Below are 21,951 nucleotides of genomic sequence, written 5' to 3'. Positions count from 1 at the left end.
AGCTTGAATGCCTTACTGTTTATTGAGGTGTAGCAGTAAGGCGCTCTCAGCAAGGCGTTTTCCTTGAGCTTTGGCTAAACGTTGTTCCTCTGGGCTGATAGGCGCTCGTCCATCAGCATGGGCGAGATGGGTAGCGCCATAATGGATGCCACCAGTATTGGATGACATCAAATCAGGTTCGCTATAGGGGATACCCATCAATAACATGCCGCGGTGTAGAAGTGGGATCATCATTGTTAAGAGGGTGCTCTCTTGTCCGCTATGCATGATGCATGCTACCTGTACTAGTAAAAACACAGGCTGGTTTGCCTCTTAAAAGCGCCGTTGAGCCACTCGGAAGAGCTGTCATCCCAAAAGTACTTCATGGGTGCCGCCATATTGCCAAATCGTGTTGTCGAGCCTAAGGCCAGTCCAATACATTCTCGTAAGTCGGAATATTCCACATACGGTGCGCCCTCTTGAGGGATGGAGCCTTCTGTAGCTTCACAAACGGTTGATATTGCCGGCACCGTTCTTAGTCGAGCGCTTACCCCAGGAACGCTTTCGATCCCTTCGGCAATTAGGCGCGCCAAGGCCTTGGTCGCGCCATAGCTGGAGTAGTACAAAACTAAAATTGCAGGTTGGCTCATGGTGATCTCTTATGATACGGCGATGCGCATTATTCGTAACCCCCAATTATGGCTCTCTCTTGGAAAAAGAGATCTGGGAGCGTAATCGTGGCCAAAATTTAAAAAAACCACAGCCAGTCTAGCCTGTACAACGACATTATCGGTGGTTCCCATGGTCACCATAGCCACAATCTTGATTTGGTATTTACCCAGCGTTATTCAAATTAAAAATGCTTTTAAAGTCTGGATTTTAGATACCTATATTGCCCGGAGGAGTAAACCAGCAAGTATTCATTTACTTAGATCAATTTTCTTATCAGGCGAGGGGTCTGGCCTATGTTGGTTTAGCTGGCTTAATTATTACAACAATCATGACCTTGGCGGTGATTGAGGGTGCTTTTAATCAAATATTCAAAGTCACCCAGAGTCGTCCTTTATATAAAAAAATCGCCATATACGGCGCGGCTACAGTTTTGGTGCCAATACTCCTGGGCTTTTGGATTTACCTGAGCGGTGTTTTATTTAGTGCATCCGAGGGTTGGATCAGCGCAATATCTGTTGGTTTTCAATTGGTAGCCACAATAGCTCCTGTCTGCCTAGCCATTCTGGTTTACGCAGTTGTTTACAAAATTCTTCCCTATGCCAAGATTTTGTGGCGCGACGCCTTTACTGGCGCTTTTGTAGCGGCCCTCGCTTTTGAGTTGATGAAATTTGGCTTTGCCATTTTTTTTTGAGCCATACCGCCTTTTTTATAAGACGGTTTATGGCGCTTTTGCCATCTTCCCGCTTGGTCTCATGTGGATCTATATGACCTGGTGGATCACCTTAACGGGTGCGGTATTGATAGCCAATTTGCCTGATATTCGGAATGGCTTCATTAGGGTTATGCATTACTAAAACTGGTATCTCAGCTCTTGATTCAAATGGGTCTTGAGTCTATATTGAGGTTATAGCAAGCACCGTTTTCGGAGACTAAATGAAAGTTCACGACATCTTACGCGTTAAAGGAAGCACTCTTTTTACTGTGGCTCCGGATACGGCACTGCAAACAGCTGTGCTGGTTATGAGCGAGCATGATATTGGCTCCCTGGTAGTAATGGAATACGACAAGCTAGTTGGCCTTCTGACTTTCCGCGAGGTGATTGCTGCATTAGCAAAACATCATGGCAAACTTGAAGGTCTTCAGGTTAGTACCGTTATGAATCAAAAGCCTTTGACATGCAATATGGAAACCGAGCTCGATGAAGTGCGTCGCATGATGTTGGTTGGCCATGCCCGCTATTTACCCGTGGTTGATCAAAAAATGTTGATGGGCGTAATCTCTTTTTACGATGTCGCAAAATCGGTAGTTGAGGCCAAGGACTTTGAGAATACGATGCTCAAGGCATATATTCGCGATTGGCCAGAAGACACCGAAAAAGCCGCTTCCTAAGGCTTTCTAGCCAATATTTGCTGACAAATGACATAATGTCGGTATGTCAGGAAATACTTTAGGCCTTCATTTTACTGTTACCACTTTTGGTGAATCCCACGGTCTCGCAATTGGGGCGGTGGTGGATGGTTGCCCTCCGGGTATGCTGCTTTCTGAGCCTGATATCCAACATGATTTAGATCGCCGAAAACCCGGTACTTCCAGGCATGTTGCTCAGCGAAAAGAAGAAGATAGGGTTGAGATTCTTTCTGGCGTATTTGAGGGTAAAACTACAGGTACCCCTATTGCACTTTTACTTCGCAATACCGATCAACGCAGTCAAGATTATGGCGATATATTGCAGACCTTTCGACCGGGCCATGCAGACTACGCATATCAGCACAAGTACGGCATTCGCGATCCACGCGGTGGTGGAAGATCATCGGCGCGCTTAACAGCCCCAGTAGTTGCTGCTGCAGCGATTGCAAAAAAATGGTTGCACGAAAAGTATGGCACTGAGTTTTATGGCTATATGAGTCAATTAGGTGGGATTGAAATTCCATTTAAAAATGATGCTGAAATTGAAAAGAATCCTTTCTTTGCGGCTAATGCTGAAATAATTCCTCAGCTCGCGACCTATATGGACGAATTGCGCAAAGCAGGGGACTCTTGTGGTGCACGCATCGAAGTTCGCGCGCGCAATGTACCGGCCGGACTTGGAGAGCCTTTATTCGATAAATTGGATGCGGATATTGCGCATGCGATGATGGGGATTAATGCCGTTAAAGGCGTTGAAATTGGGGCGGGTTTTAAAGCCGTTAGTCAGCGCGGCAGCGAACATGGCGACGAGCTTCACCCAGATGGATTTGCAAGCAATAATTCTGGTGGCACTTTGGGCGGCATTAGCAGTGGACAGGATTTGCGTGTCTCCATCGCTATCAAGCCCACCTCTAGCATTATGAGTCCCAAACAATCAGTCGATTTAGAGGGTAAGCCGATTACAGTTCAAACCAAGGGTAGACATGACCCTTGCGTAGGTATTCGAGCCACGCCAATAGCCGAAGCAATGCTTGCTTTAGTTGTAATGGATCACGCACTTCGTCATCGCGGTCAAAATGCGGATGTTTCAGTGTCAAACGCAGTCATTCCAGCGGCCCAACCAGGGTCCGCCCGCGATTAATTTGGCTCGCTAAATGACGCCTTCGCTTCGTTGGGCATTCGGGTCCTTGTTCTTTTTTTTATATTTCGCTTACGTTGGGCTAGTGTCACCATATGCAAGTCTTTTTTTTAGAGCGCGGATTTAGTGTTATTGAAATTGCAGCCCTAATGTCTATGCTGCAAATCACTAGAATAGTTGGCTCATTCTCCTGGGGATGGTTATCTGACTATCTCTCTCCAATCGAATTGGCATTATTCGATTTTGCGCTTGTCTCGCCGCAATCGTTTTGTTATTCATCTACTTTTTAAATGCATACATTGACTTTTTTATCTGGATGTTCGTATTGCACACCCTCCTAAGTAGTTTGCTGCCCCTGGGTGAGTCAGCCAAGATACACGCCGTATATAAAGATAATTCATTTGATAAAAGCGTTATGGGCGCTTACGTTTGTGGGGCTCTATTGGGTTTATTGCAATGGTGCTTGCAGCTGGGGAATTATTCCAACGCTACTCTATCGGGCTTTACCACATGGTCGGAACAGTTGTTCTGTTTTCATTGGCCGCGGTTACTTTTTGCCTGCACGAGCCAAAAATAGAACGTCGTAAGATGGTAAAAGGAGAGTTAATGGTGGTGCTCTTCAATCCGGATGTCCGTTGGTTCTTTTTGTCTGGGTTTTTTATGATCTTTGCGCACGCCTCCTTATATGTGTTTTATTCACTCTATCTTTCACGACAAATTTCAGATAGGGCTCTTCTGGGCTCTTGGCGTGGCGGCCGAGGTTATTTTCTTTTACTTTCACAGCAAGGTGTTGAGTAGGCTCGATGCAGAGGTCATACTCAAAGCCGCTTTTGGAATAGGCGTGATTCGCTTTGTCTTAATTGCATTTTTGCCGATTACTTCTGTGTTGATTGTGGCTCAGTTGATGCATGCCGGGACTTTTGCTGCGCACCATAGCGCCGCCACAAAGCTATTGCAACGTTGGTTTACCGGACCAGTGCAGGCAAGGGGGCAGGCACTCATGGCCACGATCTCATATCGCCTAGGCGGAACGCTAGGCGGTTTATGTGCAGGCTGGATTTGGGAGGCATCACAACCAAGATATGTGTGTGATGTCCGCGTTTGCATATGGGCTGGCGGGTATGGCGATCCGAAAACTCAGACCACGACGTTATCCCGCCAGAGAAAACTATTTTTTACTGAATCTTCGCTTTGGTGCGCAGTTTTTGCATCATCTCTGAACACTTAGCTGTCTGCCAATTTTTATCGGACATGATCATTTGCTTTCGCTGATCCTTCATTTCTTCCATACTTGGTGCTTTTACATCCCGAGAATCAATCATCTTGATAACGTGCCAACCAAACTGAGATTTAACTGGTTTATCAGTGATTTGACCGTTTTTTAGCTGAACCATCGCTTTGGAAAATTCAGGTACTAGCGCCTTATCGCTCACCCAGCCAAGATCGCCACCATTTTTAGCTGAGCCCGGATCGATCGACTTGACTTTGGTAATCTCCTCAAAATTTCCACCAGTATTTAGTTGGGTGATGATGGCTTTTGCATCAGATTCTTTTTCTACGAGAATGTGCTCAACGTGATATTCCTTGCCGATGTATTGCGTCTTCACTGATTCATAAGCAGCCTTAAGGTCGGACTCAGCAACACCTTCTTTTTCAACAAAGTCTTCAAATACAGCAGATACCAATACACCAATGCGTGCTTTCTCCAACTGTTCGCGCACAAGTTCATTTTGGATAACGCCGCGTTTATCCGCCTCTTGCAAAATTAATTCGAGGGTAACTAGCATTGCACGAGCCTGATCGCGGACCTGTGGATTATCAGGTTGGCCAGAGCGCTGCACTAATTTGTCGAGCTGCGTTTTGTGCGAATGCATTTGAAGCCAGCAGGGCAGTGCCAAGAAGGCTAAATTAGATTAATTGACGTGTATTGCACATAATATTTGGATGGTTAAACACAAAGGAGTTGCACTATTCTAAAGTAGCCCTAGGGACTTACTTCATCCGGGGATAAGGCTGAAATAGTCAGCGCATGAATTTCTCTGGGAATATGACAACTTAAGGCTGAATATACGGCTCTATGGCGTGCAACTGGATTTAAACCCTTGAATTCAGGCGCGACAATTTCCAGCTTAAAGTGACCGCCTCCACTGGCCGCTCCAGCGTGACCCGTGTGGAGATGGCTTTCATCTTCAATTGTTAGAGACTTCACCTGAAATGCTTTGCGAAGATCCTCTTCAAAATCGGCAATGCGCCGTTGATTTACCTTCATGCGACAGGTTGCTCCATATGTCGTGCGAGCCAAACGCCCTGAAGTATGACGAAAACCAACAGGAACGCAGTGCTACCAAACAATTTAAAGTTAACCCAGGTTTCCTCGGAGTATTCAAAGGCTATATATAAATTCAGCGCCCCCATTGCAAAAAAGAACAGAGCCCATGCTATGTTGAGTCGATGCCAAACGGAATGCGCAGTCTTTTCCTTTAATGTGACCTGCTTGCCCATTAATACCTGAATCCAATTTTTTTGAAAAAACTGAGCACTCACAAAAAGAGCGCCAGAAAAAAGCCAATACAAAGCGGTTGGCTTAAGTTGTATAAATGTTTTGTCATGCCAACAGATGGTCAAGCTGCCAAAGACCAAAATCATCGCCAAACTTACCCATTGCATTGCGTCAATTTTGCGATGCCGGTAGTAGACCCAAAGAATTTGCCCAATAGTAGCCACCATGGCGACTATTGTTGCTGTGTAAATGTCACCACATTTGAAGGCGACAAAGAAGAGAATGATGGGGAAGAGGTCAAATAAAAATTTCATACCAGGATTATCCAGTTATTTTCTTATTTCTCGGCAATTGAGTGGGCTGCGTTTGTGCTTGGCTCGAAACTGAGTGATGCGGAGTTAATGCAGTAGCGCAATCCAGTTGGCGTAGGCCCATCATCAAAAACATGGCCTAAATGGGCATCACAGTTTGTGCAGCGAACTTCGGTGCGGACCATCCCATGGGTGGTATCTCGGATTTCCTTGATGGAGGAAGGCTCTTCGGGTGAGCTATAACTAGGCCAACCGCAGCCCGCATCAAATTTAGTCTCAGATAAAAAGAGCGGGGTGCCGCAGCACGCGCACCGATAGCGCCCTTTATCCCAGTGGTCCAAATATCTACCTGAAAATGGTCTTTCAGTCGCCGCTTCACGCGTCACTCGATACTCGATATCGCTCAAAGATTGTTTATATTCTTGATCAGTTTTTTCATAATGACTCAGATAAAAGCGAGTTGTTATCACATTGATTAGGAAGAGCAGCTTACTTCGATCGACTGTACATTTGCTGGAGGGGGAAGGGAATAAGATTCATAGTCTGGTTGTTCGTCAAAGAGATTTGCCAATATCTTTAGACGCTTCTTGACTTCAGAAAAAGTCCCTGTCTTGTGTAAGCTCGATGGCGCGTTGAGCTCAGTGATTGCGAAGCACGTATTTCGGGTTCACTCGGTTCATTGCTTCCTTTCTCGCGGAATCATTGCTTGATTCTGATTGAAGACGATTTAGGTAATCAGCAAGCCACCGATCAATCAACGTCCGATCGATAAATTCATCTCTTAAGAGAATCTGACTAACCGATGCATGGATATTGACCTGCCAAAGATTACGGAAAAAATTTGTAAAGTCCACTTTTGAATCATGCATTGCTTGTAAAAGTCTTTCAATTAACGCAATGTCAGCATCCTGGGCCGTGGTGAATCCCAACTGCTTGCGAAATAAGGACTGCCAGGCTTCAGCATAGATAACTGGAAACTTCTCCAGCGCATTACGTAATTTATTTTGCGCTTGCTTTTCATCAGAATTTTCAGCAAGCAGAGGAATCATGGCGCTGGCGAGACAGGCCATATTCCAATGGATAATTTGCGGTTGGCGATGGTATGCATATCTCTACCGCCTTGATCACTGTGGTTGCAAATATGAGCAATTTGACACTGGTCCATGAATCTAAATGGGCCATAGGCCATAGTCCATCGTTAGGCCTAGCACGCTGATATTGTCGCTATTTAATACCCCATGGCAAAAACCAAGTGCTTGCCACTGCGCGACCAATGTAGCGTTGCGCTCCCAAATTCGTGCAAATAAATCAAGATATGGGTTTGTGGCGCTTAGAGACTCAGGGTAGTGGTTTTCGATTAAATACTCAGCAAGTTCTGTTAATCGTGAGTGGTTTTGTAGCGCCGCGAAATGTTCGAAATGACCTATGCGTAAACAGCGAGGTGCTAGTCGAGCGCAAACTGCCACCGTTTCTACCGTTTCTCTTCTAACTGGCAATTCAGAGCCAACGACCGATAGCGCTCTTGTGGTCGGTATACCTAACGCATGCATTGCCTCGCTACACAGAAATTCCCGAATGGATGAGCGAAGCACGGAACGACCATCGCCGAGTTGGCCGGCCCAAACGCCGAACTGATGGCCGCTATAGGCTGTTGAAATTGGGTTTAAAAACTGATGGGTATCGGTAATCAATGAATTGCCTGACAGCACCCCAAGCCAAAACTGATCCGCTGGTAGAGTATTAGCATTGAGATTGATATCTGCCAAATGGGCTGCAGATGGAGAAAATGCAACCCAATATGGATTTGGTATTGGAGTTGGTGGGGTTGCCTGACAGGCATCATCGCCACTTAAAATAAAAGCCATGTGATCTATTCTATGGGGATTTACCAAACTGTGTGCATGACCCTAAAATTACCCTATGAATAAACAAGTCCAAATTAATCCACAGACCCAATTGGCCAATTTAGGGGAGGAATTAAATGTTCCTTTTTTAAAGCTGCTGGGTGTACGTTGTTGAAGCGCTGAAATGGGGAAGGGTGAAATTTTGCTCGCTCTTAAACCTGAGAATAACAACACCTGGGAAGTTGCTCACGGGGGAGTTCTACTAACACTAATGGATGTAGTCATGGCTGTTGCCGCCAGGTCTAGTGATCCCGGCGACCGTAGTGTGGTGACTATTGAGATGAAAAATAATTTCATGCAAGCTGCGCCGGTGTGCTGCGAGTTAAAGCGGATACTGTACGCAGAACTGCAACAATGGCCTTTTGTGAGGCTAAGCTTTACAACGACCAAGGTGAAATCTGTTGCATGGCTACAGGGACATTTCAGTACTTGAAGCGCTTAGCAACTCGAGGAGCTGATGGTGAGCGCGTTATTAACGACGACGGTCGTGCTGAATAAGCTTATACACCGACAAATTAGAGTCGGATGAAGGGCTAAGTGCGCCCGTCACTACATCATGACCGACGGTGCCAGAGGCATCAAAGCGACGTTCAACCAATTCAAATTGACCATCTTTCCGTATTCTGAGAACTGTGCTTGAACGCGTGCCGTAAGCAGGAGTTTTGATAAAGGCATGGGAAAGCGCCTTTTCCCAATCTTTGCTTACTCCGATATTTGGCAACTCATGATCGCTAGCATGATGTGTATCGGCCAATAACTTCAAATACTGATCAGCATTTTTGAGTTGACCTTGGGCCATTGCTAAAGCTTGGGCGAATGCAGCTACGCGGTGATTGACCTTGGGCCATTGGGTATCGAACATCGCATTAGATAAACCATATACGCCCGGCTCTAAGGCTTGCTGGGAATACCTTGCGTGGACGAATTCTTTGCCCCATCATCATGGGATTAATCACCCAATGCATTTCAGCATTGGCGGGATCACTCAGATCTGCCATTAGCAAATTAAATCCGTTGTACAGCTGAAAGCGTTTTGAATGACTTTGAATAAATTCAGTTGGGCGATCCTTGCCGGTGAGGTACTGCAGAGATAGTTCGCCGCGGGTTCTGGCATCCAGATTTTTGTCGCTGGGCGCCCTAATGTTTGTGATGGCTGCGAATTTACCGGTCTTGGTAAATCCAAGCCAAGTACCAGGACTTCCTAAAACATCTGCGCGATCTCTGACAGCAAGGATATGGGGATGCTCTGGACACCATGCAACCCCATCGGTATCGCGTTCATAAAACTCATCACGATTCGCCGCAAATTACCAATGAGTAGTCTGGATGGGAGTGCCAGGAAAAGAGAATGAGGCATATAATGAATGGTCAAATTTCGAGCAGTGGATAGGGCAATGAATCTATTTTTAACACAGGTCCATCGGGGCTTCCTAGATGAATTTCCCCGGCATCGAGCGCATCTAGTTTGCACTCAATTTGCAGGTCGGTACGTTCTGACTCATTCGGATGCTTGGCTGATAACACCACCATTCCAGCAGGCTGCCCCGGATCATCCGCTTGAAAAAGCTCCATGCCCGGCAATATTGGAGTGACATTCATTTCGTGATGCATCGTGTGCGCTAATTGCAGCCTACGCTTTATAGCGCCGCGATATTGGCTGCGAGCAACGATCTCTTGGCCCGGATAACATCCCTTTTTAAAGTCCACACCTGCTACCGATTCCAAGTTAATCATCTGCGGAACAAATTGTTCTTGCGTTGCTTGAACGATTCTTGGGATGGCGCTCAATACCTCAAGCTCATTCCAGGCGGCCAAGCGCTCAACAGAATTGTGAATATATAAGGAATTTTTTCTAGGGCAAGCCATTAAAAGGCGGCCAACCGATTGTTGATCAACCAACACATCTGGCATTCGCAGGGCAAAATATTCGGCCCCAATCTTAAAGTCAGCAATCTGCGCATCCGATCCATAGAGACCTGATACAAGCCAGTCATTGGAGAGATCTGTCACTTTCACTTTGGAGCGCAGCATATACATGGATAGTCGTTTGGCTATGCTAGCCGCTATATCTCTTGACACAAACAACGCAAAGCGCTCTTCGGTAGAGTCGGCGGATGGAAATAGGCCAAGCCAAGCGCTAGCCAATAATCTACCTTTTGGACTGCAATAACCCACCAAGCGGGTACCAGAAAAACCGCTAGCCATCTGTCCGGCCAAGGTTTTATTTATACCCAAAACAGAATTAGTTAATTGATTTTGCAAAAAACTCGTGGCATCGCCCCCTTCAACCAGGATAAGACCCCAATCAGGTAGCTCACAGGGCTGGGATGAGGGATTATCGAACCAGTGTTGTTGAATTTGAGAGGTATTTGTCATGACCCTTTTATCATAACCCGATGCGTAGAAAAATTCAGAACAGGTCCTTATTTGCAAAAAAGAGGTCGTCAAACGGCGGGTTTAAATACTGGCTGATCTTGCTGGGGACTCTTTTGTGCTTTTTATATGGCGGGATTTTTTTAATTCCGGTTGTTCCTGGCAAGTCAACCGGTGAGGAGGCAGCCGTTTATAGAGCTAAGATTAGTCCGCACTCGAGTCTTGCTGGCATTGCAGGGCAGTTAAAAGAGCAGGGTTTATCAATCAACCCTTTTGTCTTGCATGTCGCCGCTAGGAGTTTATTGCTTAGCTCGAAATTAAAGCCCGGGACTTATTTGTTTCCAATGGGTGCGAGCCTAGGACAAATCCTTTTGCAGATAGCAAAAGGCGATCGCGTTAGAGAGAGTGTCGCCATAATTCCTGGAATGACTATTTGGCAACTCCGGAATTTAATCAACTCTCATCCAGCCATTACTCACCAAACAACAAAAATGAGTAATAAGGAGCTTTTGCAAAATCTAAATCTGAGTTATCCTAGTGATGAAGGGATTTTTTTTCCTGACACTTATATATTCGACACAGAGGAGTCTGATCTTAATGTATATCGCCGAGCTGCTCAGGCAATGCACAAACAGCTCACACAGATATGGGATCAAAGAGAGGCCAACCTGCCACTTAAGACGCCTTATGAGCTCATCATATTGGCCTCTATTATTGAGAAGGAAACGGGTCGACTTAGCGATAGAGAGATGATTTCAGCTGTCTTTATGAATCGCTTAAATAAGGGTATGCCACTGCAAACAGATCCTACGGTGATATACGGGATAGGGCCTAAATTTGACGGAAATTTGCGGAAAACGGACTTGCGCAAAGACACTGCCTACAATACCTATATGCATAAAGGTTTACCGCCCACGCCAATCGCGATGCCTAGCAAGGAATCTATTTTCGCAGGCGCTCATCCTGCGAAAAGTAATGCCCTATTTTTTGTAGCAAAAGGTGATGGCAGCAGCCACTTTTCTGAGAGCCTAAAAGAGCATGAGTCCGCGGTGGATCAATATCAACGCAAAATTACGCCTAAGAGCGGCGCCAACTCAAGATGACAGCAATACTCCCAGGTTATTTTATTAGCTTCGAAGGCATCGATGGCGCTGGCAAGAGCACGCATATCGATGCATTTCGAAGGATGATGCAAGAGCGCTATCCAGCTAAAGAGATCGTGATGACTCGAGAGCCGGGTGGAACACCACTTGGCGAACAATTGCGTAAGTTGCTCCTAGATTCTCCAATGAATATCGAGACCGAAGCCCTGCTAATGTTTGCTGCTCGTCGCGAGCATATTGCTCAAGTTGTTGAGCCTGCTCTTGCTGCTGGGAAAATCGTTATATCTGATCGCTTTACCGATGCCAGCTTCGCTTATCAAGGAGGAGGGCGGGGCTTGATTTTAGAAAAATTAAATGAATTGGAGCGTTGGGTGCAAACGCTTCCAAATGGATCACTTTTGCAACCTGACTTAACCATCTTATTTGATTTGCCTGGTGAGGTGGCTGAAGCTCGTCGCTCAAAGGTTAGGGCTCCTGATAAATTTGAAAAGATGGATTTGAATTTTTTTGAAAAGGTCCGCCAGGAATATTTGCGACGCGCAAAAAATGACCCCGGCCGCTTTCATTTGGTTGATGCTACTCAGACCCCGGAAGCTATCTGGGATGACTTGAAACTCATGCAGATTGGGTTTAAGTGACTCATCAGACTTCAATCGCTCCATGGCTTCACACCCTTTGGGAGGGCTTGGAATTTAACAACTTCCCCAATGCGATTTTGTTACATGGCCAATCAGGAATTGGTAAGTTTGCTTTTTCAGTTGAACTTGCTAAGGCTCTACTATGCGAGAGTGCTGATATCAGCGATAAGTCTTGCAACCAATGTGAAGCTTGTCATTGGTTTGACACGGGTAATCACCCAGACTTTATCTCCCTGGTTCCCGAGACGCACCGTAAGTTCTTGCCCCACGCTGAGTATGAGGGTGACGAATCCATCAAGAAAGGAAAAGTCTCTCGGGATGATGATGGCGCGCCAAGCGAGAAGAGGGAAAAGAAGAATATCTCGATTGAAGAAACGCGCAGTGCCATAGAAAACCTTTCGATTGGCTCTCATCGTGGTGGCAATCGGGTAATACTGATTTACCCATTAGAAATGCTCCGTTCCGATTCTGCTAATACGCTATTAAAGTCCCTAGAAGAGCCGCCTGCAAACACCATTTTTATTCTGCTCGCCGATCGATTGGATCGAGTTTTGCCTACCATTCGCTCGCGTTGCCGTCTCTTGGCCGCGCCACGACCAAGTCGCGAGCAAGGTTTGGCCTGGCTTAAAGAAGAGCTGAACTCTATCAGTGGATTGCAAGTCAATGATGGCGATATAGAAGCTATTTATGACGAGCAGGGGGGCGCACCCTTTTCAGTTTTTAACTCTCTTGTTGCGAGACACAATAAGAATGAAAAAGACGAGCTTACGATTGCCATTCAAGCATCTCGGTACTTACTGCAATCGATGTCTCAAGGGGCTAGGATTAACTGGCTTGATACGGCAGAAAAGACCCATAAAGCGCAGTATGGGTTCTTATTGGCAAGTATGCAGCGATGGTCTTCGGATCTGCAATTAGTGGCGCAGGGCGGCAGTCCACGTTATTACCCAAAGCACTTGGCCACTCTTCAGGGGCTTTCTAAAATGGCGAATGTACAAAAGCTTCACCATTTTTGGAAATTACTTGTACAAGCGCGTCGGCATGAGAATCACCCTTTAGCCAGCAGAGTTCAGATAGAAGCATTGCTTTCTAAGTACCAGCAAATATTTGGGGCTTAATGCTACCCTAGGCGGTCTAAAATAAGGGTCATGTTTATAGACTCTCATTGCCATCTCGATTTTCCCGAATTTAAATCTCGATTACCAGAGGTGTTGGCCAATATGCAGCAGTCTGGGGTTACTCATGCTTTATGTGTGTCAGTCGATTTGCCCGACTTTCCAAATGTATTAAAGCTAGCCCAAGAGCACTCGAATCTCTATGCTTCTGTTGGCGTCCATCCAGACTACGAGGATACCCCTGATCCAAGCCTGGAATTTCTTGTTGAAACAGCTATAAAGCACCCTAAAATAGTTGCCATTGGCGAGACAGGTCTTGACTACTACCGCATGGGTGAGCGGAGCTATGAGTCCATGGAGTGGCAAAGAGCGCGTTTTAGAACTCACATTAGGGCGGCGATCGCTGCTGGAAAGTCATTAATCATTCATACGCGCTCGGCATCGGAAGACACAATCCAGATTCTCAAAGAAGAGGGCGCAGAAAGAATTGGCGGTGTGATGCACTGCTTTACTGAATCCTACGAAGTGGCAAAGGCAGCCATGGAAATGGGTTTTTATATCTCCTTTTCTGGAATTGTGACCTTCAAAAGCGCTAAAGCACTACAAGCAACTTGCAAATTAATGCCTTTAGATCGGATGCTAATTGAAACTGATTCTCCTTATTTGACCCCAATTCCTTATCGCGGAAAGACAAATGAGCCCGCCTGGGTGTCCAATGTTGGTCAATATGTAGCCGATCTAAAAGGCATTCCTGTAGAACTATTGGCTAAGACAACATCTGATAATTTTTATCAATGTTTTCATATAGATATAAACTAAAAATGATAAATAGTCTTAATAAAATTGGTAGCGTATTGTTTTTCTCTTTTGCATTTAACAGCCTAACATTTGCTCAAACTGACGAGCAAATCACTGATTTTGCAAAAGCAGCAAAATTTAATGACATTTCGACCGTTAAGTCTCTGATTTCCAAGGGCGTTAACCCAAACGCTACTGATTCCAAAGGCGAACCTATGCTCAATTTGGCCATCAAGGACAAGTCTGGAGATGTTATTAATTACTTGATAGCCAATAAATCAGTTGATGTTGATATTTCCAATACGAATGGTGAAACGCCTTTGATGATTGCCTCAATTGAAGGCAATCTTCCTGCAGTCAAAGCCTTGGTTCAACAAAGAAACGCTCAAGTTGACCATATCGGGTGGACAGCGCTGCATTATGCGTCTGCAAAAGGCCATCTGGATGTTGCACAGTACTTGCTGCTCAATGGAGCATCAGTGGATTCCTTAAGTCCTGGCAATACCACGCCATTAATGATGGCGGTTCAATCGGGCAATGAGGCCTTGGTGAAGTTATTGCTGGATAAAGGTGCCGACTTACAAATACGTAATGCTGTAGGATTATCTGCGATTGATATTGCGGTTATTTACGACAAACCCTGGATTGTGGATGGACTAAGCTCACGCTGGCAGACGCTTTATAAGAAGCCATACATAGCCCCAAAGAGCCTTACTCAGCCTAAGTCCTGATTCACTTTATCTGCGTATAATCATTATTATGTCAAATAAAATATCTTTGTAATTAATGCCACACAAACTTCACTATGTTTAATCTACTAAGCACTGCAGACCTTCCAAGTTTTACAACCCTCTTCACAGCAATCAATGCGGATATGGGGAATGGGCAGATTTGGGTAATGGTGGTTGCCGCTTGCCTAATGCTTGCAATTCACGCCGTTGACGATGTGATGACTAGACGCAGAATATTCGGCGCTAGTTTTCTTTCCTACTTTATAGCTATCCTGTTGGTGATTGCGATCCATTTGACCGAAATCGTGATGTGGGCCTATATCTGCGTAGCCCTGAAAGTATTTCCAACCAAGAGACTTGGTTGATAAGGCGTATACAATAAACCCATGTTAGCTTGTTCCGGTGTTCGATTGCCATTGCGTTGATTGCATGGTATACAAGACTCACTAATTTTGACGAGATTAAAAAGGGCGATCGTGTCAATGTAAATTATGAATTGGCAGTTGCTATTGAGTTGATTAAAACGAAGAGTGATGGTATTCGCTCAAAAGTAGAAACCAACATCGTTACTCAATCAAGAGCAAATGAAAAGCCTAGAGCTGATGCGCAAATTATTCGCCAGTTCACTTCCAAATGCGGATTTGATTGAATTGGTTTCGGCAATATCCCCGACACCAGTAGCTGTTCCATGGGCATTTAAATAAACGATTTGGTCAGGATTCACTTGAGCATCTTTAATGCTCAGTCTCATTGCCCTGGCCTGTCCGATAGCGTCAGGCTTGGTAATGTGTATAGCATTTGAACTAGCGCCATAACCTACACTTTCAGCAAGAATATTTGCCATGCGCTTTTTGGCATCATCCAAAGACTCTAGAACGAGAGCGGCTGGACCCTCCCCCAACACAAAGCCACTTCTATCTTTTGAAAAAGGCTTGCACGAAGTTGATATATCGTCGGTATCTGGAGTTGCCAGAGTTCTTAATGCCTCCCATGTTTTGATCGGGCCGGCATTCAATACGATCTCGGCACCCCCAACGATAGCACGTTTTCAATAACCATGCTTAATATTTCGATAAGCCTCACCAATTGCATGAGCAGATGAAGCGTATGCCGTTGAGTAGGTTGAAGAAGGTCCTTTAAACCCAGATTGCATAGATATGAGGCCAGCAGAGCCGTTTGCCATTACACCAATAATGGTGAATGGTCTAGCTCGATCTTTGTCATCAAGATAAATATTTTGATATGCAACATCCAGTGTGCTGGATCCACCAAATCCGGTACCCCAGAAGATTCCAGAGGCTTCCAATTCATCTGGTGGGAGATTATTAATGCCGGCATGCTCAAGCGCTTCATTTGCTACGAGCCATGATAAATGTGCCACTCGATCAAACATATCCAATGTAGAAGCCTCAAGCTTAAGCGCATAAGGATCAGTTATTGCAGCAGCGCAGGCAAGATCAACTGGTATAGCGGTAGATCCTTTGAATGATGTAACACCAGAAATACACGCCGATGTTTTTTGAAATTGAGCGTCCGCCCCAACCCCCAATACAGAAACAGCACCCAATCCTGTAATGACTACGCGGTGTTGGGCGTTAGACAATTTACTTAGCCGAATCTAGTAAGGCCGCAACTTCGCCCCAAGGTATCCACTTTTGCATCTTCATTGGGAATGCGAACCCTACAGTGGTCTTCTAGATCGAAAATGAGTTCGATCTTACCAAGCGAATCGATTCCCAAGCTTTCAAGCGTGGTGTCAGCGCTAAGGTCGTCAATATTTTTTGTCAAACTTTTCAGATACTAGCTCCAGCAAGGCTGATATCGTAGTCATTGTTGATTTCTCCTGAATTGGTTTAATAATCGATTATCACGGTGCAGCAAAATCAAGTATAGATAGAATTAAAAAGCCACCCAGGTTAGGGGGCTTTTTAATTGTCTTGGCGGAACGGACGGGACTCGAACCCGCGACCCTCGGCGTGACAGGCCGATATTCTAACCAACTGAACTACCGCTCCAAAATACATCGAGTAACGCAACGTCATACATCTTTAGTGTAACCAGAAGAATCTGGCGTCCCCAGGGGGATTCGAACCCCCGTACTCACCGTGAAAGGGTGATGTCCTAGGCCTCTAGACGATGGGGACCTGGACCTACAACAAACTACCATTTTAAATGCTTGGTGGAGATAAGCGGGATCGAACCGCTGACCTCTTGCATGCCATGCAAGCGCTCTCCCAGATGAGCTATATCCCCGAAATCTCGCGATAAAACTAAAAAACACTCAAATATTTTATCCTATTTTTGTGCAGGTGCGCAAATTCTCTATTGGATTACCTTGGAGAGCCTTTTGACGGCCTCCTCCCTACCCAGCACAACTAGCACTGAATCAATGGCTGGAGTCTGCGTAGTGGCAAATAAAGCATATCTAACAGGCATTGCCAGGGTCGGCATCTTAATTTGATGTTTGGCTAGCACCTGCTTAAACGCGGCGGCATAAGCCTCTTTTGTTGACTCCGATGTAACAATGGCATCCACCAAATCTTTTAATGCGGGAATGATCGCTTTGGGAATATTTTCTTTTATTTGATCAGAGCTTAAATTGGGTGCAGGCAAATAAAAAAGCTTCGCCCCTTTCGCTATTTCTATCAAAGTATTGGCGCGATCTTTTAATAAGCCCACTACCTGAACAAAATCTGGCCCAGCTTCAGTGTTAATGCCAAGCTCATGCGCAAATCGTTTTGTTGCTATAGCCAAGTTAGCTGGATCCGCATTTTGGATGTATTGATGATTTAACCAAAGCAATTTGTCTGGATTATGTTGCACGGGTGAGCGACCTAAGCTTTCCAAATCAAACCAATCCACAAACTGCTCTTTAGTAAATACCTCAGCATCACCGTGAGACCAACCCAGGCGCGCGAGGTAATTCAGGATCGCCTCAGGCAGATATCCAGCCTTTTGGTAGTCTCTTACACTCATGGCGCCATTACGCTTGCTCATTTTTTCACCAGCATCATTGAATACTGTTGGTAAATGAGCGTAGACAGGAGGCGTGCCGCCTAACGCTTTCATGATATTGATTTGCCTTGGGGTATTGTTCACATGGTCGTCCCCCCGAATGACATGGGTAATTTTCATATCCATATCATCAATCACTACACAAAAGTTATAGGTAGGCGTTCCATCTGGTCTAGCAATGACCAAGTCGTCCAATTCATCATTGCTGATTTCAATTTGACCCTTTACTGCATCATTCCAAATAACGGAGCCACCAATCGGATTCTTAAAACGAATAACTGGGTTCACGCCCTCAGGGACAGGCGGCAATGCTTTGCCGGGCTCCGGCCGCCAAAGACCCTTATAGCGTGCCTTTTCTTTATTGGCCATTTGCTCGTCACGGAGCTTATTCAGTTCCGCTTCACTCATGTAGCATGGATAAGCCAAGCCGGCATCAAGCATTTGCTTGACTACTTCGCGATAACGATCAATTCTTTGCATTTGATAGATTGGACCTTCGTCCCAATCTAATCCCAACCATGACATACCCTCAATAATCACATCGACCGCTTCTTGCGTTGAACGTTCTAGGTCAGTATCTTCAATCCGAAGAATGAAGTCACCTTTATTGTGACGCGCAAAAGCCCATGGGTAGAGCGCGCTGCGAAGATTTCCAAGATGAATAAAGCCCGTTGGACTAGGGGCGAAACGTGTACGAATATGCATAAGCCCTATTATCTCAGGTCGAGCTTAGTGTGACTAATTCCGAAAAAACAGGGATACTTTAGTCTATGAATGAATTACTCGTTTTTATGTGTGATGGAGCGCCAGTTAGGGGCGAAATTGTCTCTATTGGGAGCGCTTGGCAGGCCGTTTTAGAGCGCCGCAATGATCTTCCGGCCGTACGTCGTATTTTGGGGGATTTTGTTGGCGCAGCCACCCTTGTGAGTGTCAGCCTTAAGTTTGATGGCACATTAATAATTCAGGCCCAAAGCAAAGGGCCAATTCAACTTCTGGTGGTAGAATGTAAATCTGATCTATCCATGAGGGCCACTGTAAAGCTATCGGTCGACCCTTCAGAAATCTCGCCTGAAGCCACTCTAGCTGAGCTTCTGGATGCTAGTGAAAGCGGAAGATTGGTCATCACCTTAGACCAATCCGATCGAGAGCCTGGTCAAGCTCCCTACCAAGGAATTGTTGCATTACAAGATCACCAAGGCACTGTAATTAAACCCATCTCCAGCGCTGCAGAAGCTATCGCCTTGTATATGCAAAATTCAGAGCAATTGGATACCCGCATTTGGCTTGCATCGAGCGACACGCAGGTTGGCGGACTATTGTTGCAGCGTCTACCGAATTCAGTAGGGCATGCTCACATTGATCCCCAGATTGCCGAAGAAGGCTGGTCTCGCATACAAACTCTTGGTGCAACTATTACCAACGAGGAATTATTAACACTTCCACCAGAGACTATTTTGAGGCGCTTATTTTTAGAAGAGTCGACTGAAAACGGTGTCCGCAGCTTTCCTACGCGCCCCATTCGCTTCTCCTGTCGTTGCTCACGAGCAAAGGTAGCTGATATTTTGCGTATGCTCGGCGAAGAAGAGGTTCAGAGTATTCTTGAGGAACAGGGTGCTGTGGAGACTGTTTGTGATTTCTGCGAAAAGCCCTACCGCTTTGATGCAGTGGATTGCCTGCAAGTTTTTAAAACTGATTTAGTAAGCGATGCCACCAGACCCCCGTCTAGCGGCCATTAGACTTTTGTTATTGATTACTGCTTTATAGCTTGCGCTTCAGGTGCTTTATCAGTCTGCAAGATTTGGACATAAAACTCACCTTCTTTAATCATGCCGTGCTCTACGCGGGCACGTTCTTCAATGGCGCGAGTGCCATCCTTGAGATCTTTTACGTCACCTGATAACTTGGCGTTGCGAAGAGCCAAGAGGCTATTTTTAGCCTCTTGGAGCTCTACTTGCCGTTCCATCTCGTAAACTTTTAGCCATCCGCCCTTCCCCAGCCAAAGCGGGTACTGGATTGCAATGAGCAATACCAGCATGGAGTAGATGACGATACGCATGCCTTAGCGAATTATCAGTATTAACGCTTGAGATTGTAGAAGACCGACTTACCTGGGTAAGTAGCAACATCACCCAAATCTTCCTCAATACGCAGGAGTTGGTTGTATTTAGCTATACGATCTGAGCGCGATAAGGAGCCAGTCTTGATTTGACCTGCATTTGTGCCGACGGCGATATCAGCAATCGTACTATCTTCAGTTTCACCAGAGCGATGCGAAATTATAGCCGTATAGTTGGCGCGTTTTGCCATTTCAATTGCAGCAAATGTTTCTGTCAGGGTGCCAATCTGATTAATCTTAATCAGGATTGAATTGGCAATACCCTTATCAATACCTTCTTGCAGAATGCGTGTATTGGTAACAAATAAATCATCGCCAACCAACTGAATTTTTTTGCCAAGCTTCTTGGTGATATCAGCCCAGCCATCCCAATCGCCTTCGTGTATGCCATCCTCAATCGATACGATTGGGAATTGATCTGCCAGGTTGCCAAGGTAATCGGAGAACTCGCTTGCGCTCAACTGCAATCCTTCGCCGGATAGATGATATTTACCATCTTTGTAAAACTCGCTAGCAGCGCAATCAAGCGCCAAGAGAACATCTTCTCCAGCCTGATAACCTGCGCCTTCAATGGCTTTCATAATAGTCTGCAAGCACTCATGATTGCTCTTAAAGTTTGGTGCAAAACCGCCCTCATCACCAACAGTGGTTGGCATACCTTGCGCACCCAAAATTTTTTTTAACTCATGGAAGATCTCGGCGCCACAGCGCAATGCATCGCGGAAGTTTTCAGCGCCAACCGGCATCACCATGAACTCTTGAATGTCTAGGCTGTTGTTGGCATGCGCCCCGCCATTAACAATATTCATCATCTGGACAGGTAATTGCATGCCGCCTGACCCACCAAAGTAACGATACAAAGGCAAGCCCGCTTCTTCAGCCGCAGCTCTAGCAACAGCCATAGAAACAGCCAATGTAGCGTTAGCGCCTAAGCGTGCTTTGTTATGCGTACCATCCAATTCAATTAGGGTGCGATCCAAAAAAGCCTGTTCGCTTGCATCTAGCCCCAGAATAGATTCAGCAATTTCAATATTAATGTTTTGAACTGCTTTGAGGACGCCCTTGCCTAAGTAACGCGCTTTGTCGCCATCACGCAATTCAATCGCTTCGCGTGATCCTGTGGAGGCGCCCGAAGGAACCGCTGCTCGACCCATGACGCCAGATTCAAGCAAAACATCGCATTCAACCGTTGGGTTGCCGCGTGAATCTAGAACTTCTCTTCCGATGATGTCAACAATGGCGCTCATGCACCTTCTCCTTAAAACAATATGAAATGGGTTGAAATAATTACTTAAAACTGTCTTCTAAAAATGTTCCGCCTGTTTTGACAACATCATCAATTGCACCTAGCGATGCGAGCAAATCCTTCATGCGATTTAAGGGCACTGCATTAGGCCCGTCAGACAAAGCCTTAGCAGGGTCTGAATGAGTTTCCATAAATAGGCCGCTGATACCCACCGCTACTGCTGAACGCGCCAACACCGGCACAAATTCACGCTGACCCCCGCTCGAGCTACCTTGACCACCAGGCAATTGAACTGAATGAGTCGCATCAAAAACCACAGGCGCTTTGGATTCACGCAGGATAGACAAGCTACGCATATCAGAAACAAGATTGTTATAGCCAAAAGAGGCGCCACGTTCACAGACCATAAATTGATCGGGTAGATTTTTTTCTAATGCGGCAGCACGAGCTTTTTCAATTACATTCAGCATCTCATGCGGCGAGAGAAATTGACCCTTCTTAAAATTCACGGGCTTGCCACTTTGCGCACAAGCGCGAATAAAATCAGTTTGTCTACATAGAAATGCCGGGGTTTGCAGAACATCCACAACGCTAGCTACGTCAGCAATCTCACTGATGTCATGGACATCCGTAAGCACTGAAACGCCTACCTGTTTTTTGACTTCAGACAAAATCTCCAAACCCTTTTCCATTCCTAGACCACGGAAAGAGGTTCCGGATGAGCGATTGGCTTTATCGAATGAGGATTTGTAGATAAATGGGATCTTTAATGCAGAGGTAATTTCTTGCAATTGACCTGCAATGTCAATCGCTGATTGCTCAGACTCAATCACGCAAGGGCCAGCAATCAAAAAGAAACGGCGGTCTAAACCTACATCAAAACCACACAGCTTAAATGCGCTCAT

The 21,951-nt window shown here is 45.7% G+C and carries 24 protein-coding genes, 3 tRNA genes and 5 pseudogenes; 14 read left to right on the top strand and 18 right to left on the bottom strand.

From position 1 onward, the window contains the following. Positions 1-12: 12 nt before the first annotated feature. A pseudogene (wrbA, locus tag DXE35_RS04655) lies at positions 13-629 on the bottom strand (NAD(P)H:quinone oxidoreductase). A 242-nt stretch (positions 630-871) separates the two neighbouring features. Between wrbA and DXE35_RS09660 the strand changes: the two are divergent. The 6 genes and pseudogenes from DXE35_RS09660 to DXE35_RS10405 all read left to right on the top strand — a co-directional run bounded on the left by DXE35_RS09660 (position 872) and on the right by DXE35_RS10405 (position 4,424). Then, positions 872-1,342 carry a YihY/virulence factor BrkB family protein gene (locus tag DXE35_RS09660; protein ID WP_197713972.1) on the top strand — a complete coding sequence of 157 codons (471 nt, stop codon included), beginning with the start codon at positions 872-874 and terminating at the stop codon, positions 1,340-1,342. Between the two features lie 61 nt (positions 1,343-1,403). Continuing rightward, positions 1,404-1,505 carry a hypothetical protein gene (locus DXE35_RS11210; protein WP_331851954.1) on the top strand — a complete coding sequence of 34 codons (102 nt, stop codon included), beginning with the start codon at positions 1,404-1,406 and terminating at the stop codon, positions 1,503-1,505. A 79-nt stretch (positions 1,506-1,584) separates the two neighbouring features. After that, a complete protein-coding gene (locus tag DXE35_RS04645) occupies positions 1,585-2,040 on the top strand; it encodes a CBS domain-containing protein (protein ID WP_114689723.1) in 456 nt (151 codons plus the stop codon). 43 nt (positions 2,041-2,083) lie between these two features. Continuing rightward, positions 2,084-3,199 (top strand): chorismate synthase, encoded by a 1,116-nt coding sequence (gene aroC, locus DXE35_RS04640; RefSeq protein ID WP_114689722.1) that lies wholly within the window; start codon positions 2,084-2,086, stop codon positions 3,197-3,199. 92 nt (positions 3,200-3,291) lie between these two features. After that, on the top strand, positions 3,292-3,486 hold the full coding sequence (locus tag DXE35_RS11205) for an MFS transporter (protein WP_331851935.1): 195 nt from the start codon (positions 3,292-3,294) through the stop codon (positions 3,484-3,486). A 166-nt stretch (positions 3,487-3,652) separates the two neighbouring features. Beyond that, positions 3,653-4,424: pseudogene (locus tag DXE35_RS10405) on the top strand (MFS transporter). Here DXE35_RS10405 and DXE35_RS04630 read toward each other — a convergent pair. From DXE35_RS04630 to DXE35_RS10400, 5 genes and pseudogenes are all read right to left on the bottom strand, one after another. Then, the gene (locus tag DXE35_RS04630; protein WP_231970012.1) at positions 4,372-4,983 is read right to left on the bottom strand and encodes a peptidylprolyl isomerase; all 612 of its coding nucleotides are present in this window, start codon (positions 4,981-4,983) and stop codon (positions 4,372-4,374) included. The pseudogene DXE35_RS10405 and the gene DXE35_RS04630 sit on opposite strands and share 53 nt — an antisense overlap. Positions 4,984-5,180: 197 nt before the next feature. Continuing rightward, positions 5,181-5,465 (bottom strand): BolA family protein, encoded by a 285-nt coding sequence (locus DXE35_RS04625; RefSeq protein WP_114689720.1) that lies wholly within the window; start codon positions 5,463-5,465, stop codon positions 5,181-5,183. Beyond that, positions 5,462-6,010 carry a septation protein A gene (locus DXE35_RS04620; protein ID WP_114689719.1) on the bottom strand — a complete coding sequence of 183 codons (549 nt, stop codon included), beginning with the start codon at positions 6,008-6,010 and terminating at the stop codon, positions 5,462-5,464. The genes DXE35_RS04625 and DXE35_RS04620 overlap by 4 nt, the downstream gene beginning before the upstream one ends. A gap of 23 nt (positions 6,011-6,033) precedes the next feature. Continuing rightward, the gene (gene msrB / locus DXE35_RS04615) at positions 6,034-6,456 is read right to left on the bottom strand and encodes a peptide-methionine (R)-S-oxide reductase MsrB (RefSeq protein WP_174220958.1); all 423 of its coding nucleotides are present in this window, start codon (positions 6,454-6,456) and stop codon (positions 6,034-6,036) included. A gap of 189 nt (positions 6,457-6,645) precedes the next feature. Further along, positions 6,646-7,872 (bottom strand): annotated as a pseudogene (locus tag DXE35_RS10400) (protein adenylyltransferase SelO family protein). A gap of 163 nt (positions 7,873-8,035) precedes the next feature. On the opposite strand from DXE35_RS10400, the gene DXE35_RS11200 reads away from it, so the two are divergent. After that, positions 8,036-8,344, top strand: a complete 309-nt coding sequence (locus tag DXE35_RS11200) for a PaaI family thioesterase (protein WP_197713968.1) — start codon at positions 8,036-8,038, stop codon at positions 8,342-8,344. Between the two features lie 39 nt (positions 8,345-8,383). Here the strand turns inward: DXE35_RS11200 and DXE35_RS11365 are convergent. Both DXE35_RS11365 and ygfZ read right to left on the bottom strand, forming a co-directional pair. Next, positions 8,384-9,270, bottom strand: a pseudogene (locus tag DXE35_RS11365) (NRDE family protein). Between the two features lie 9 nt (positions 9,271-9,279). After that, positions 9,280-10,287 (bottom strand): CAF17-like 4Fe-4S cluster assembly/insertion protein YgfZ, encoded by a 1,008-nt coding sequence (gene ygfZ, locus DXE35_RS04595; protein ID WP_114689717.1) that lies wholly within the window; start codon positions 10,285-10,287, stop codon positions 9,280-9,282. Positions 10,288-10,307: 20 nt separating this feature from the next. On the opposite strand from ygfZ, the gene mltG reads away from it, so the two are divergent. From mltG to DXE35_RS04565, 6 genes are all read left to right on the top strand, one after another. After that, a complete protein-coding gene (gene mltG, locus DXE35_RS04590) occupies positions 10,308-11,387 on the top strand; it encodes an endolytic transglycosylase MltG (protein ID WP_114689716.1) in 1,080 nt (359 codons plus the stop codon). Then, positions 11,384-12,025, top strand: coding sequence for a dTMP kinase (tmk, locus tag DXE35_RS04585; protein ID WP_114689715.1), 642 nt, complete (start codon positions 11,384-11,386; stop codon positions 12,023-12,025). Before mltG ends, tmk begins: the two co-directional genes overlap by 4 nt. Further along, a complete protein-coding gene (locus DXE35_RS04580) occupies positions 12,022-13,143 on the top strand; it encodes a DNA polymerase III subunit delta' (RefSeq protein ID WP_114689714.1) in 1,122 nt (373 codons plus the stop codon). Before tmk ends, DXE35_RS04580 begins: the two co-directional genes overlap by 4 nt. 30 nt (positions 13,144-13,173) lie before the next feature. Beyond that, a complete protein-coding gene (locus DXE35_RS04575; RefSeq protein WP_114689713.1) occupies positions 13,174-13,959 on the top strand; it encodes a TatD family hydrolase in 786 nt (261 codons plus the stop codon). Positions 13,960-13,994: 35 nt separating this feature from the next. Next, positions 13,995-14,669, top strand: coding sequence for an ankyrin repeat domain-containing protein (locus DXE35_RS04570; RefSeq protein ID WP_231970011.1), 675 nt, complete (start codon positions 13,995-13,997; stop codon positions 14,667-14,669). A 74-nt stretch (positions 14,670-14,743) separates the two neighbouring features. Further along, positions 14,744-15,034: a hypothetical protein gene (locus tag DXE35_RS04565; protein WP_114689711.1), complete on the top strand. Its 291-nt coding sequence runs from the start codon at positions 14,744-14,746 to the stop codon at positions 15,032-15,034. A gap of 209 nt (positions 15,035-15,243) precedes the next feature. Here the strand turns inward: DXE35_RS04565 and DXE35_RS10390 are convergent, their stop codons facing one another. From DXE35_RS10390 to gltX, 7 genes and pseudogenes are all read right to left on the bottom strand, one after another. After that, complete coding sequence (locus DXE35_RS10390; protein WP_231970151.1) at positions 15,244-15,513, bottom strand: hypothetical protein; 270 nt, start codon at positions 15,511-15,513, stop codon at positions 15,244-15,246. 21 nt (positions 15,514-15,534) lie between these two features. Further along, positions 15,535-16,272 (bottom strand): annotated as a pseudogene (locus tag DXE35_RS04550) (beta-ketoacyl synthase N-terminal-like domain-containing protein); the annotation flags it as partial. A gap of 5 nt (positions 16,273-16,277) precedes the next feature. Next, positions 16,278-16,457 (bottom strand): acyl carrier protein, encoded by a 180-nt coding sequence (locus DXE35_RS04545; protein WP_162784959.1) that lies wholly within the window; start codon positions 16,455-16,457, stop codon positions 16,278-16,280. 150 nt (positions 16,458-16,607) lie between these two features. Next, positions 16,608-16,684: transfer RNA gene (locus tag DXE35_RS04540), tRNA-Asp, on the bottom strand. 53 nt (positions 16,685-16,737) lie between these two features. Next, positions 16,738-16,813, bottom strand: a tRNA-Glu gene (locus DXE35_RS04535). A gap of 33 nt (positions 16,814-16,846) precedes the next feature. After that, positions 16,847-16,922: transfer RNA gene (locus DXE35_RS04530), tRNA-Ala, on the bottom strand. Between the two features lie 69 nt (positions 16,923-16,991). After that, positions 16,992-18,389 (bottom strand): glutamate--tRNA ligase, encoded by a 1,398-nt coding sequence (gene gltX / locus DXE35_RS04525; RefSeq protein WP_114689706.1) that lies wholly within the window; start codon positions 18,387-18,389, stop codon positions 16,992-16,994. A gap of 65 nt (positions 18,390-18,454) precedes the next feature. On the opposite strand from gltX, the gene hslO reads away from it, so the two are divergent. Beyond that, the gene (gene hslO, locus DXE35_RS04520; RefSeq protein ID WP_114689705.1) at positions 18,455-19,420 is read left to right on the top strand and encodes an Hsp33 family molecular chaperone HslO; all 966 of its coding nucleotides are present in this window, start codon (positions 18,455-18,457) and stop codon (positions 19,418-19,420) included. A gap of 14 nt (positions 19,421-19,434) precedes the next feature. Here the strand turns inward: hslO and ftsB are convergent, their stop codons facing one another. Genes ftsB through kdsA form a run of 3 tightly spaced genes read right to left on the bottom strand, consistent with a single transcriptional unit; the run spans position 19,435 to position 21,951 of the window. Beyond that, a complete protein-coding gene (ftsB, locus tag DXE35_RS04515) occupies positions 19,435-19,740 on the bottom strand; it encodes a cell division protein FtsB (protein ID WP_114689704.1) in 306 nt (101 codons plus the stop codon). Positions 19,741-19,760: 20 nt separating this feature from the next. Further along, positions 19,761-21,047 carry a phosphopyruvate hydratase gene (gene eno, locus DXE35_RS04510; protein WP_114689703.1) on the bottom strand — a complete coding sequence of 429 codons (1,287 nt, stop codon included), beginning with the start codon at positions 21,045-21,047 and terminating at the stop codon, positions 19,761-19,763. Positions 21,048-21,087: 40 nt separating this feature from the next. After that, positions 21,088-21,951, bottom strand: a complete 864-nt coding sequence (gene kdsA / locus DXE35_RS04505) for a 3-deoxy-8-phosphooctulonate synthase (RefSeq protein WP_114689702.1) — start codon at positions 21,949-21,951, stop codon at positions 21,088-21,090.

The organism is Polynucleobacter necessarius (genome assembly GCF_900095215.1).
GTDB classification, from domain to species: Bacteria; Pseudomonadota; Gammaproteobacteria; order Burkholderiales; family Burkholderiaceae; genus Polynucleobacter; species Polynucleobacter necessarius_H.
Note: the sequence above shows the minus strand (reverse complement) of the source record. Positions and strands in the feature narration are given on the sequence as shown.